Consider the following 12228-nt stretch of genomic DNA (forward strand, 5'->3'; position numbering starts at 1 on the left):
TCAGGCTTCCTCTTCGACGAGCCGGGCCAGGCGGATGCGATTGATCTTGCCCAGCTCGGTGCGGACGATCTCGCGTTCCTGCTCCGGCGCGTTGCCGATCCGTTCCTTGACCGCGTCGCGCATCTGCTCCCCGGTGCGCCCGGTGGCGCAGATGAGGAAGACATGGCCGAACTTCTCCTGGTAGGCCAGGTTGAGTTCGAGCATCTCGGCCTTGAGCTCCTCGGAGGCGCCGGCCATGCCGCGCTGCTCGCGGGCCGAGGTGGGGTCGCCGGGCTTGGGGCGGCCGATCGGCGGGTGGCCGGCCATCGCCTCCTGCAGGTCCGCCGCGGTCAGTTCGGCCATGGCGGCGTCGCTGGCGGCGTAGAGCTCCTCGGCGGAGGCGTACGGGCGGGCGGCGAGCAGCCGCTCGGCCCAGGTCCGGGAGGCGCACGCCTCGTGCAGTTCGGCGAGGGCCTCTTGCTGCTCCAGGGCGTTGAACCGGATCAGGCCCGGCGTGGATGTGGACGTCACGGGAGCCTCCGTGGCCTTGTGCTGAACGGGCTGCCGATAGCTAACGCCCTGCGCGACACCCCAGTCAACACTTTGTTGAAAATTCCGGGTGACAAAACCCGGCGGCCCCCGAGTGCGCCTCAGCCCTCCTTCTCCCGGTTCAGGTAGTTGTAGACGGTGAACCGGCTGACGCCGAGGGCACCGGCCACGGTCTCCACGCCGTGCCGTACGGAGAAGGCGCCGCGCGCCTCAAGTATCCGTACGACCTCCTGCTTGGCCTTGCGGTCGAGGTCGGCGAGGGGCTTGCCCTTCTTGCGCTCCATGGCGGCCAGGATGTGGTCCAGGGAGTCCGCGAGCTGCGGCAGCCGTACGGCGACCACGTCGGCGCCCTCCCAGGAGAGCACGACGTCGTCCGGGCCCGCCTCGTCCGGCGGGAGCATCTCCCCGCCCATGGCGTCGACCAGCGGTTTCACGGCCGTGATGAAGGGCTCGTCGTTCATCGCCCACCCTCCTCGTCGACCACGTTGACCTGGAGGGAGACACGGGTGGCGCCGGACTCCAGGGTCTGCCGCAGCAGCGCGTCCACGGCCGTGAGCACGGCGTCGGCGCTGCCCTCCGCCGTGTTCCCGAACGGGCCGACGTCCACCGCGTCCAGCTCGGCCGACTCGATCACCCGGCGGGCGACGACCGCGTGCGCGGGCGCCTCGTCGAGGTCGAAGGGCTCGGTCGTGAATTCCACTCTCAGTCGCACGCGCTCAACCTAACGCGCGCCACCCCATTACGCCGAGCCCTCTTGACAAGCCCGGACACCGGCCTGCAATCTTCCAGTACGCAGAAACTAACTTCCGCAATACGGAATCTCGACAACGGAAGGGAGCGCCGGCGATGGGATTCGCAGAGCAGCGCTTCAACGTCAACCTGTCGATCCTCTTCACGGAACTCCCGCTCCTGGAGCGCCCCGCGGCCGCCGCGGCGGCCGGCTTCACCGCGGTCGAGCTGTGGTGGCCCTGGATCGACACCCCCACCCCCGAGCGGTCCGAGCTGGACGCCCTGAGGAAGGCCGTCGAGGACGCCGGGGTCCAGCTCACGGGTCTGAACTTCTACGCCGGGCAGCTCCCCGGCCCCGACCGCGGCGCCCTGTCGCTGCCGGGCGAGGAGTCGGAGCGGTTCCGCGCGAACATCGACGTGGCCGCCGGCCTCGCCGAGTCGCTGGGCTGCAAGGCGCTCAACGCCCTGTACGGCAACCGCGTCGAGGGCGTGGACCCGGCCGAGCAGGACGCGCTGGCACTGGAGAACCTGGTCCTGGCCGCGCGCGCCGCCGACCGGATCGGCGCGGTCCTGCTGATCGAGGCGCTGAACAAGCCGGAGTCGCCGCTGTACCCGCTGGTCAGCGCGGCCGCCGCGGTGGGCATCGTGGACAAGGTCAACCAGGCCACCGGGCTGGACAACGCCCGCTTCCTGATGGACCTCTACCACCTGTCCATGAACGGCGAGGACCTCCCGGCGGTGATCGAGCAGTACGCGGCGAGGACCGGGCACGTCCAGATCGCCGACAACCCCGGCCGGGGCGCCCCGGGCACCGGTGCGCTGCCCCTCGAAGACCTCCTCGACCAGCTCGCGAAGGCGGGTTACGACGGCTGGGTCGGACTTGAGTACAAGCCGGGCGACCGCCCGAGCGCCGAGTCCTTCGACTGGCTGCGCCGCTGACCGCCCCTACCGAAAGGCACACACCCTCATGAGCAGCACCCTTCCCAAGATCGCCTGGATAGGTCTCGGGATCATGGGCTCCCCCATGTCCGAGAACCTGATCAAGGCGGGTTACGACGTCACCGGCTTCACGCTGGAGCAGGAGAAGCTGGACCGGCTGACCAGGGCCGGCGGCACGGCGGCGTCCTCGATCGCCGAGGCCGTCAAGGACGCCGACGTCGTCATCACCATGGTCCCCGCCTCCCCGCAGGTCGAGGCCATCGCCTACGGCCCCGACGGCATCCTCGCCCACGCCCGCCCCGGCGCGCTGCTGATCGACATGTCCTCGATCACCCCGCAGACCTCCGTCGACCTGGCCAAGGCCGCCAAGGACAAGGGCATCCGCGTGCTGGACGCCCCCGTGTCCGGCGGTGAGGCAGGGGCGATCGAGGCCGTACTGTCGATCATGGTCGGTGGTGAGCAGGCCGACTTCGACGAGGCGCTGCCCATCTTCGAGGCACTCGGCAAGACCATCGTGCTGTGCGGTCCGCACGGCTCCGGTCAGACCGTGAAGGCCGCCAACCAGCTCATCGTCGCCGTCAACATCCAGGCGTGCGCCGAGGCCGTGGTCTTCCTGGAGAAGTCCGGCGTGGACCTCAAGGCCGCGCTCGACGTGCTGAACGGCGGCCTCGCGGGCTCGACCGTGCTGACGCGCAAGAAGGACAACTTCCTCCAGCGCGACTTCAAGCCGGGCTTCCGGATCGACCTGCACCACAAGGACATGGGCATCGTGACCGACGCCGCCCGCAATGTCGGCGCCGCCCTGCCCGTCGGTGCCGTGGTCGCCCAGCTGGTCGCCTCGCTGCGCGCCCAGGGCGACGGCGGCCTGGACCACTCCGCGCTGCTGCGCGCGGTCGAGCGCCTCTCCGGCGCGCGGGTCTGACGGCCGCAACTCCCAGACCTCCGGGCGGCGTCGCCGCTGACATCTGTCCTGTCGCGCCCAGGCGGCGGCGCCGCCCGGAATCCACTTCAACAAACTGTTGACGTTCGGATTGCCCCAAACCTAGGCTCCATCAAGCGGAAAAGGTTTTCCGCTGACTCCCGCATGGAAGGTCCCCGATGTCGAAGCGCGTGCTCACGACCGAGTCCGGCGCCCCGGTCGCCGACAACCAGAACTCCGCCTCCGCCGGCGTCGGCGGTCCGCTCCTGCTCCAGGACCAGCACCTCCTGGAGAAGCTCGCCCGGTTCAACCGTGAGCGCATCCCGGAGCGCGTGGTGCACGCCCGCGGCAGCGGCGCCTACGGCCACTTCGAGGTCACCGACGACGTCACCGGCTTCACCCACGCCGACTTCCTCGACACCGTCGGCAAGCGCACCGAGGTGTTCGTGCGCTTCTCCACCGTGGCCGACAGCCTCGGCGGCGCGGACGCGGTCCGCGACCCGCGCGGCTTCGCCGTCAAGTTCTACACGGCGGAAGGCAATTACGACCTGGTCGGGAACAACACCCCGGTGTTCTTCATCAAGGACCCGATCAAGTTCCCCGACTTCATCCACTCGCAGAAGCGCGACCCCTTCACGGGCCGTCAGGAGCCGGACAACGTCTGGGACTTCTGGGCGCACGCCCCCGAGGCCACGCACCAAGTGACCTGGCTGATGGGCGACCGCGGCATCCCGGCCTCGTACCGGCACATGAACGGCTACGGCTCGCACACCTACCAGTGGACGAACGCCGAGGGCGAGGCCTTCTTCGTCAAGTACCACTTCAAGACCAACCAGGGCATCCGCTGCCTGAGCAGCGAGCAGGCCGCCGAGGTCGCGGGCCAGGACCCGGCCTCGCACCAGACAGACCTGCTCCAGGCCATCGAGCGCGGCGTGCACCCGTCCTGGACGCTGTACGTGCAGGTGATGCCGGCGGCCGAGGCGGCGGACTACCGCTTCAACCCCTTCGACCTGACCAAGGTGTGGCCGCACAAGGACTACCCGCTCCAGCGCGTGGGCCGGCTGGTGCTGGACCGCAACCCGGACAACGTCTTCGCCGAGGTCGAGCAGGCCGCGTTCTCCCCGAACAACTTCGTCCCCGGCATCGGCCCCTCCCCCGACAAGATGCTCCAGGGCCGCCTGTTCGCCTACGCCGACGCGCACCGCTACCGCCTGGGCGTCAACCACACCCAGCTCGCGGTGAACGCCCCGAGGGCGACCACCGCGCAGAACTACGGCCGGGACGGCTTCATGGCGTCCAACTCCCAGGGCCGCTACGCCAAGAACTACGAGCCGAACTCCTACGACGGCCCCGTCGAGACCGGCCGCCCGCTGTCCGCCCCGCTCGCCGTGTCCGGCTGGACCGGCACGCACGAGGCCCCGCAGCACACCAAGGACGACGACTTCTACCAGGCCGGTGAGCTGTACCGGCTGATGTCGGCCGAGGAGAGGTCGCGACTGGTCGCCAACATCGCCGGAAGCCTGTCCCAGGTCTCCCGCGACGACGTGATCGAGAAGAACCTGGCCCACTTCCACGCCGCCGACCCGGAGTACGGCAAGCGCGTGGAGGAGGCGGTCCGCGCCCTGCGCGAGGACTGAGAGGCTCCCTGACCGCGTCCGCAGCGGCCGTGAGACCCGGATGAGGGGTGGTCGAGCGGCGGACGGGCGCGGGGCAGGGTGAGGACCGCGGCGGCAGGCGAGCCAGTGCGGTGGTGAAGGACCGGGTACCGCTCTCGACCAGAGGGAGGGGTGCCTCCGGCTCCGTCGCCGCCGCCGCGGTCCCGAAACACCGAGCAGCGCCGGACACGGACGGTCCCGTGTCCGGCGCTGCTCCCTTTTCCGCCCGTGCCTTCCCGTGTCCCCGGGGTGCGCGCCGCCGCCGTGCGCAGGAGCCTGGAGACATGGCACAACCGACGCGGCATCCGCACATCGTGGTCCACTCCCCCGCCCTGGACGGCTCCCGCCGGGTCACCGCGGGGGACGAGACCCTGGGCGTCGCCACGCACGCCGACGACGTGGCCGAGTTCCTGCGACTGGCCGACCTGTACGTCACCGACGTCGCGGAGAGCGACCTGATCGAATGGCAGGGCGGCGGCCCCGACGACTGGCCGGGCCTCTCGGAGCACCACGAGTCCCCCGGCCCGTGACCCGCGTACACCGCCGTCCGTACTTCTTCTACGCAACCCTCAAATCAACCTCTGAACCCGCGCCCGGAGGCTTCAACTGCCCCCGGGCGCGGGCACATTCTCGTCATCGGAGGCCCGCCGGCACGGGGGCGGCGGGCCTCGGGAGCCCACCCGGTCAGGGGTGTCCGGGGCGGGCCGAGCACGACGGGGGCGACCCGAGATCCGCCGGACGGGGGTGTGCGGCGGGTCTCGGGCCGAACAGGGGCCGCGGCTGCGGGGCCGGGCCCCACGCACGACGAGGAGGGGCAGCTCACCCCCCGGATGAGCTGCCCCTGCGTGTCCCCGCGTGCTGTGCGCGGCCCCTCGGGATCAGGCCTTCAGCGCCCTGACCGCCGTCGGCGCGTGCGCCGGTTCCGTCGCCAGTTCCTCGAACTCCACGACATTGCTGATGTCGTTGGTCGTCGACATCGCGATGTTGGTGACGCGCTCCAGGATCGCCTCGACGACGACCGGCACCTGGAACTGCGCGGCGAGCTTCTTGGCCTCCTCGAAGGCGGCGCCGAGTTCGGCCGGGTCGGTCACCCGGATCGCCTTGCAGCCGAGGCCCTCGGCGACCTTGACGTGGTCCACGCCGTAGACGCCCAGCTCGGGCGAGTTGATGTTCTCGAACTCCAGCTTGACCTGGAAGTCGATGTCAAAGGCCCGCTGCGCCTGGCGGATCAGGCCGAGGTAGGAGTTGTTGACCAGGACATGGACGTACGGGATCTTGTGCTGGGCGCCGACCGCCAGCTCCTCGATCATGAACTGGAAGTCGTAGTCCCCGGACAGGGCGACGACCTGCGCCTCCGGGTCGGCCTTGGCGACGCCCAGCGCGGCCGGGACGGTCCAGCCGAGCGGGCCCGCCTGGCCGCAGTTGATCCAGTGCCGGGGCCGGTAGACGTGCAGCATCTGGGCGCCGGCGATCTGCGAGAGGCCGATGGTGGAAACGTACCGGGTCTCCGGGCCGAAGGCCTTGTTCATCTCCTCGTAGACGCGCTGCGGCTTGATGGGGATGTTGTCGAAGTGCGTACGGCGCTGGAGGGTTTCCTTGCGCTCCTGCGCCGACGCGGCCCAGGCGGAGCGGTCGGGGAGTTTCCCGGCCGCCTTCAGCTCCTTGGCCACCTCGACGAAGAGTTCCAGGGCCGCCTTGGCGTCGGAGGCGATGCCGTAGTCGGGGGCGAAGATCTTGCCGATCTGGGTGGGCTCGATGTCGACGTGGACGAACTTCCGGCCCGCCGTGTAGACGTCCAGCTTGCCGGTGTGGCGGTTGGCCCAGCGGTTGCCGATGCCGAGGACGAAGTCGGACTCCAGGAAGGTGGCGTTGCCGTAGCGGTGCGAGGTCTGCAGGCCCACCATGCCGGCGTTCAGCTCGTGGTCGTCGGGCAGCAGGCCCCAGCCCATCAGCGTCGGGACGACCGGAGTGCCGGTCAACTCGGCGAACTCGACGAGCAGTTCGGCGGCGTCGGCGTTGATGATGCCGCCGCCCGCGACGATCAGCGGGCGCTCGGCGGCGTTCAGCATGCCGATCGCCTTCTCGATCTGGGCGCGGGTCGCGGCGGGCTTGTAGGCCGGGAGCGGCTCGTAGGTCTCCGGGTCGAACTCGATCTCGGTGAGCTGGACGTCGATCGGCAGGTCGATCAGGACCGGGCCGGGGCGGCCGGAGCGCATCAGGTGGAAGGCCTGCTGGAAGACGCCGGGGACCTGCGCGGCCTCCAGGACGGTCACCGCCATCTTGGTGACCGGCTTGGCGATCGAGGCGATGTCGACGGCCTGGAAGTCCTCCTTGTGGATCACGGCGGTCGGCGCCTGGCCGGTGATGCACAGGATCGGGATGGAGTCGCCGGTCGCGGAGTACAGGCCGGTGATCATGTCGGTGCCGGCCGGGCCCGAGGTGCCGATGCACACGCCGATGTTGCCCGGGTGGGTGCGGGTGTAGCCCTCGGCCATGTGCGAGGCGCCCTCGACGTGCCGGGCGAGGGTGTGCTGGATGCCGCCGGACGCCTTGAGCGCGGCGTAGAAGGGGTTGATCGCCGCGCCGGGCACGCCGAACGCGTTGCTGACGCCCTCGCGCTTGAGGATCTCAACTGCCGCGCGGGCAGCGGTCATTCGAGCCATGTCGAGTACTCCTGCTTCGGCTGTCGGATTCGCACTCCCGTCGCGCCCCGTCGGTTGAGCTCTTCCGTATAGCGGAAATTAGTTTCTACTATTTGGAAGCAATGTAGGCGGCGGTACGAAGGCAGTCAAGAGACGGACAAGCGGGGGACGCCTGCGGAACCATGGGGGGCATGCCCGAGAGCGTGGCGGTGTGCTGCCCGGCCTGCGGACGTGAGCATCAGTACGCGGCGCCGTCGTATCCGTGCGCCTGCGGCGCCCCCGTCACCCCGCCGCTGGACCACCACGGGACACCGACGGCCGTGGTCCACCGGGCGTGGGCGGAGGAGTGGGTGACGGTGCCCTGCGCCGCCTGCGGACGGCGGGGCCAGTGGCCGTACCCGGAGCTGGGCTGCCCCTGCGGGACGGTGGTCCGTATCCCCGTGGCGGGCGCGCGGTCCGAACCGGGCGGGGCCGAGCCGCCGGCCTCCCCGTCCCGTCGCCGCCGCGTCTTCCAGCCGGTCACCATCCGCACGGCACGCGACGCGGTCACCGCGGCCGCCCTGTACCTGCGCTGGCTCGGCTACCGCGACATCCGCCGCGCCGACCAGCGTCCGCCCTCCGGCATCGGACTGGCCGCGCGCGGTCTGCTGGCCCAGGTGGACCCCACTGTCCGCCCGGCCGCGGTACGGGACGTGGAGTGCCTGTGGCTGACGGCCATGACGGAGTCGGCCGGCTGCGCCTACTTCTCCCTCGCCGGGTTCTCCCCGGAGGCCCGCGCCCGCGCCGACGCCCTGGGCGTCCCGCTCTTCGTCCTGGACCTCACGGGCACACCCCAGCCGGTCAACAGCCACGCGGACGCCCTGGACGCCACGGCGGACTGACCCCGGCCCACACACGGCCGCGCCGACCCCTCTCCACGGGGGTCGGCGCGGCCGGTGCTGTGTCAGCCGCCGGGGCTGGGTCGCGTCCGCAGAGTCGCGTCGTCCGTCCGGAGGGCGGGCCGAGCGGCGTCCGGGGCGTGCTCTCGGCGTGCCGGACGGCCACCCGCGTACAGCCAGTACGCGGGTGGCCGGCCGGTGGGGCGAGTGGGGTCCCCCTGGCTCGAAGAGCCAGGGGGAGCGTGCCGGGCGTCGGGCGGCAGGCGGGACGTCGCGGACTCGGCCTAGGGGTTGACGCAGCCGATCGTGCCCACCGGGAAGTCGTTGCCGGTGGACGTGGCCGTGAAGCCGAAGGTCACGCTGCCGTCGGCGGGGACCGTGGCGTTGTAGTCGGCGTTGCGGACCGTGACCGTGCCGTCCGTGCCCGGACTCAGCCTGCCGTTCCAGACGCTGCTGATCGTCGTGCCGGTGCCGGGCTGCCAGCGGACCGCCCAGCCGTTGAGGGGCGCGGTGCCGTGGTTCATCACCTCGACCGAGCCCTGGAAACCGCCGTTCCAGGAGCTGGTCACCGAGTACACGGCCATGCACTCCCCGGTGTGCGGGTCGGTCGGGTCCGGGGTGGGTGTCGGGTCCGTGTCGCCGCCGTCGTCGCCGATGCCGGTCACCTCGCCGTTGCCGCCGTCGAAGACGATGTCGGAGCAGGAGAAGAAGTTCTCCGGGCTGTCCGAACGCACCCACTGGATGAACATCACCGCGTTCCCGGAGCGGCCCGAGGGCAGCCGCAGGTCCCAGTAGTAGTGGCCGGACTCGCTGCCCACCGAACCGGACTGCGGCGGGTTGGTCACCGTCTGGATCAACTCCAGGTCGTCCCAGCCCAGTTCGGTGGAGGGCGAGTAGCCGGGCTTGGAGACATAGACCCGGAAGTCACCCGGGTGCGCGGCCCAGTTGCTGTACTTGACCCGGATCGTGGCACCCGAGGTCAGATGGGTGCGGGGCCAGTCGGAGCGGGCGGCGTTGTAGCCGGTGAAGTTGTACGGGGACTTGTCCCCCGCGCTGCACAGCTTGCCGTCGGGTACGTAACCGGCGCCCCGGCCCGCCGCGTTGGAGTCGAGCACGGCGAACCAGTTGTACAGCGCGGTCGCTCCGCTCTCCGCGAGCGCGGCCTTGCAGGCGGGGTTGCTCGGGTCGAGGGCGCCGTTCGTGGTCTTGGCGTCCAGATAGCAGAGGTAGGTCCGCGATCCGGGCATCATCGCCACGCCGTGCGCCTGGGCGCTGCCCTGCCCCAGCAGGGCCAGCCCCAGGCCGCCGAGCAGCGTGGCCAGGACCGCCGCCAAGGAGAGCAGGCGGTTTCTGCGTCGTGCCATGTGTCGTTCTCCTGTCGGTCGTCGAACTGTCCGCTGTGGAACCCCCGCCGGTCCGGGGCCGGCTGCGCGCCGGACCGGCGGAGGAGTGTGGGGGCGGGTGCCGTGCGAATCAGGCGACGGTGCAGGCGCTGCCGTTCAGGGTGAAGGCGGACGGCTCGGCGAAGGAGCCGCTGTAGGTGCCCTGGAAGCCGAAGTTCTGGCTGCCACCCGCGGCGATCTGCCCGTTGTGTGCGACGGGGCTCGCCACCACGGCACCGCTCGCGCCGGACAGGTTCGCGTTCCAGGAACCGGTGATCCGCTGACCGGAGGGCAGGGTGAAGCCGAGCTGCCAGCCGTCCACCGCGGTCGAACCGGTGTTGCGGATGGTGACGTTGGCGGTGAAGCCGCCCTGCCAGACGGTGGGCTCGTACGCCACCTCGCAGCCGCCCTGCGGGTTCGTGGGGCCGCCACCGCCGGTGTTCACCGTGGAGGAGAAGGAGTTCACGGCGAGCCCGGCACCGTTCTGCCACGGCTCGAACCCGGCCTGAATGCTGGTCAGGTACCAGTTGGGCTGGGCGAGTCCGCGCGCGACGGCCTGGTCGACGAAGTCCATGACGTCGAAGCTCCAGCTGCTGAGCGCGGACGGCGCGACGAAGGAGATCACGTCGTTGGAGCCGTTGGACCCGGTCCACACCTCCCAGCCGCGTCCGCCGACGTTGGCGCTGCCGACCTGCGAGCCGATCGGCTGGATCGGGCCGACCCGGTTGAACCAGATCATGATCTCGGTCCGGTTGACCCCGTCGGTGCGCGGAGTCGGGTCCAGCCAGATGTCGTACGAGGCGTTGAACACGGCGCCCGAGACGAAGCCGTAGGAGATGGAGCTGGGTGCGCTGGAGATGCCGCTGACCTGCGCGGGGAGGTTGGTGCCGGGTGAACAGTTGGTGTAGTGGCAGCCGTTGAAGACCGACGGGTACGACTTGGGGGCGCCGTTGGTGGGGACCGAGCCGTCGGCCTGGGTGAGCCGGAAGCCGCTGTCGGTGGCGGTGACGCACTGCTGGGCGCTGGTGCCCCAGCGGTTGTTCTGGACGACGTAGCGTCCCTGGATCACCGTCGAGCCGTACTGCTCGCAGATCAGGGTGTCGGCCTGGGCCGGGGGAACCGCGGCGACGAGCGCCGCGAGCGTGGCCAGGGCGGTGAGCAGGGCGCCGAGCAGCGCGCGGGCGGTGCGGAGGCGGTGCGGTGAGGATCGCATGCGGGGGCCTCTCTGCGGGAACCGGATTCGACAGGGGGAAGTACTGCTGGGACTTCGGGAGCGCTCCCACTTGCCCACGTATGGGAGCGCTCCCATCCCACCGGTTTCGGTGGCGACTGTAGGAGTGCCACATGTCCCTGACAACCCTGCGCGCGTCAATCCGTCGAAGGGATTTCGAAGGCGCAGGTCACGACTTGATCGTCAACGCCCTTATGGTGGAGGGGAGTTGGGAGCGCTCCCGATCTAGGACGGTCAAGACCCCCGCCTCAGGCCGACTCCCGCACCACCAACCGCGTCCGCAGCACCACATGGCGCCAGGCCACCTCCGGCTGCCCGGACCCGGTGAGTTCGTCCAGCAGCAACCGGACCATCGTGCGGCCGAGTTCCTCCAGCGGCTGGCGGACGGTGGTCAGCGGCGGGTCGGTGTGCTGGGCGAGCTGGAAGTCGTCGAAGCCGATGACCGCCACGTCCTCGGGCACCCGGCGCCCGGCGGCGCGCAGCACCGCCAGCGCCCCGGCGGCCATGGTGTCGGAGGCGGCGAACACCGCGTCCAACGCCGGGTGCCGCAGCAGGAGTTCGCTCGTCGCGCGCCGTCCGCTCGCCTCGGAGAAGTCCCCCTCGACGGTCAGCGACGGCTCGTCCGGCAGCCCCGCCTCGGCCAGTGCCTGCCGGTAGCCGCGCAGCCGGCACCGGGCGACGTACATGTCGAGCGGTCCGGTGATGGCGGCGATCGCGCGCCGGCCGCCGCGCACCAGGTGACCGACGGCCTCCCGGGCGCCGCCCGCGTTGTCCGCGTCCACGTAGGTGACCCGTTCGTCGCCGGAGCGGCGGCCCAGCAGCACGGTGGGCAGACCGGCGTCGGCGAGCATGTCCGGCAGCCGGTCGTCGGCGCGCACCGACATCAGCAGCACCCCGTCGACCCGGCCGCCGCGCGCGTACTCCACGAAACGCTGCCGCTCGGCGTCGGTGCGCACGAGCGTGAGCAGCAGTTGGACGTCGGTGTCGCTGAGGGCGTCGGAGACGGCGGTGACCGTCTCCGAGAAGAACGGCTCGCCGAACAGCCGCCAGTCCCGCTCGGTCATCACCAGCGCCACGGCGTCCGCGCGCCGTCCGGCGAGGGTGCGGGCCGCCAGGTTGGGCACGTAGCCGAGTTCGGCCACCGCCTTCCGCACGGCGCGGCGGGTCGACTCCTTCACGCCCGGCTCGTTGTTGATGACGCGGGAGACGGTGCCCCTGCCGACCCCGGCGAGCGCCGCCACCTGCTCCAGCGTGGGCGCCGGACCGGGCCGCCGTTTCGCCATGTTCACCCCCCAAGGGCGTCCGATCATACGGGGAGGTCCCGC

The 12228-nt window shown here is 70.9% G+C and carries 12 protein-coding genes; 5 read left to right on the forward strand and 7 right to left on the reverse strand.

Going from position 1 to position 12228, the window contains the following annotated elements:
- From uraD to GA0115233_RS04005, 3 genes are all read right to left on the reverse strand, one after another.
- Entirely contained in the window at nucleotides 1–510 is a 510-nt protein-coding gene (uraD, locus tag GA0115233_RS03995) for a 2-oxo-4-hydroxy-4-carboxy-5-ureidoimidazoline decarboxylase (protein WP_093718659.1), read from the reverse strand.
- Between the two features lie 119 nt (nucleotides 511–629).
- Complete coding sequence (locus tag GA0115233_RS04000; RefSeq protein WP_093718660.1) at nucleotides 630–989, reverse strand: helix-turn-helix domain-containing protein; 360 nt, start codon at nucleotides 987–989, stop codon at nucleotides 630–632.
- Nucleotides 986–1240 (reverse strand): thiamine-binding protein, encoded by a 255-nt coding sequence (locus GA0115233_RS04005; protein WP_093718661.1) that lies wholly within the window; start codon nucleotides 1238–1240, stop codon nucleotides 986–988. The genes GA0115233_RS04000 and GA0115233_RS04005 overlap by 4 nt, the downstream gene beginning before the upstream one ends.
- Before the next feature lie 134 nt (nucleotides 1241–1374).
- Between GA0115233_RS04005 and GA0115233_RS04010 the strand changes: the two genes are divergently transcribed.
- From GA0115233_RS04010 to GA0115233_RS04025, 4 genes are all read left to right on the forward strand, one after another.
- Complete coding sequence (locus GA0115233_RS04010; RefSeq protein ID WP_093718662.1) at nucleotides 1375–2196, forward strand: TIM barrel protein; 822 nt, start codon at nucleotides 1375–1377, stop codon at nucleotides 2194–2196.
- 28 nt (nucleotides 2197–2224) lie between these two features.
- The gene (locus GA0115233_RS04015) at nucleotides 2225–3118 is read left to right on the forward strand and encodes a 2-hydroxy-3-oxopropionate reductase (protein ID WP_093718663.1); all 894 of its coding nucleotides are present in this window, start codon (nucleotides 2225–2227) and stop codon (nucleotides 3116–3118) included.
- A gap of 176 nt (nucleotides 3119–3294) precedes the next feature.
- Entirely contained in the window at nucleotides 3295–4752 is a 1458-nt protein-coding gene (locus GA0115233_RS04020; RefSeq protein WP_093718664.1) for a catalase, read from the forward strand.
- Nucleotides 4753–5054: 302 nt separating this feature from the next.
- Nucleotides 5055–5300 (forward strand): hypothetical protein, encoded by a 246-nt coding sequence (locus tag GA0115233_RS04025; protein WP_093718665.1) that lies wholly within the window; start codon nucleotides 5055–5057, stop codon nucleotides 5298–5300.
- Nucleotides 5301–5648: 348 nt separating this feature from the next.
- On the opposite strand, the gene gcl is transcribed toward GA0115233_RS04025, so the two are convergent.
- Nucleotides 5649–7433 (reverse strand): glyoxylate carboligase, encoded by a 1785-nt coding sequence (gcl, locus tag GA0115233_RS04030; RefSeq protein WP_093718666.1) that lies wholly within the window; start codon nucleotides 7431–7433, stop codon nucleotides 5649–5651.
- 161 nt (nucleotides 7434–7594) lie between these two features.
- Here gcl and GA0115233_RS04035 point away from each other — a divergent pair, with 161 nt between their 5' ends.
- Nucleotides 7595–8293 carry a hypothetical protein gene (locus GA0115233_RS04035; RefSeq protein WP_093718667.1) on the forward strand — a complete coding sequence of 233 codons (699 nt, stop codon included), beginning with the start codon at nucleotides 7595–7597 and terminating at the stop codon, nucleotides 8291–8293.
- A gap of 281 nt (nucleotides 8294–8574) precedes the next feature.
- Here the strand turns inward: GA0115233_RS04035 and GA0115233_RS04040 are convergent, their stop codons facing one another.
- The 3 genes from GA0115233_RS04040 to GA0115233_RS04050 form a co-directional block, all read right to left on the reverse strand.
- Nucleotides 8575–9654, reverse strand: a complete 1080-nt coding sequence (locus GA0115233_RS04040; protein WP_093718668.1) for a lytic polysaccharide monooxygenase auxiliary activity family 9 protein — start codon at nucleotides 9652–9654, stop codon at nucleotides 8575–8577.
- Between the two features lie 109 nt (nucleotides 9655–9763).
- A complete protein-coding gene (locus GA0115233_RS04045) occupies nucleotides 9764–10885 on the reverse strand; it encodes a GH12 family glycosyl hydrolase domain-containing protein (RefSeq protein ID WP_093718669.1) in 1122 nt (373 codons plus the stop codon).
- Nucleotides 10886–11151: 266 nt separating this feature from the next.
- Nucleotides 11152–12186 carry a LacI family DNA-binding transcriptional regulator gene (locus tag GA0115233_RS04050; protein ID WP_093718749.1) on the reverse strand — a complete coding sequence of 345 codons (1035 nt, stop codon included), beginning with the start codon at nucleotides 12184–12186 and terminating at the stop codon, nucleotides 11152–11154.
- Between the last annotated feature and the right edge of the window lie 42 nt (nucleotides 12187–12228).

This window comes from Streptomyces sp. DI166, from assembly GCF_900091315.1.
Taxonomy (GTDB): Bacteria; Actinomycetota; Actinomycetes; order Streptomycetales; family Streptomycetaceae; genus Streptomyces; species Streptomyces fuscus.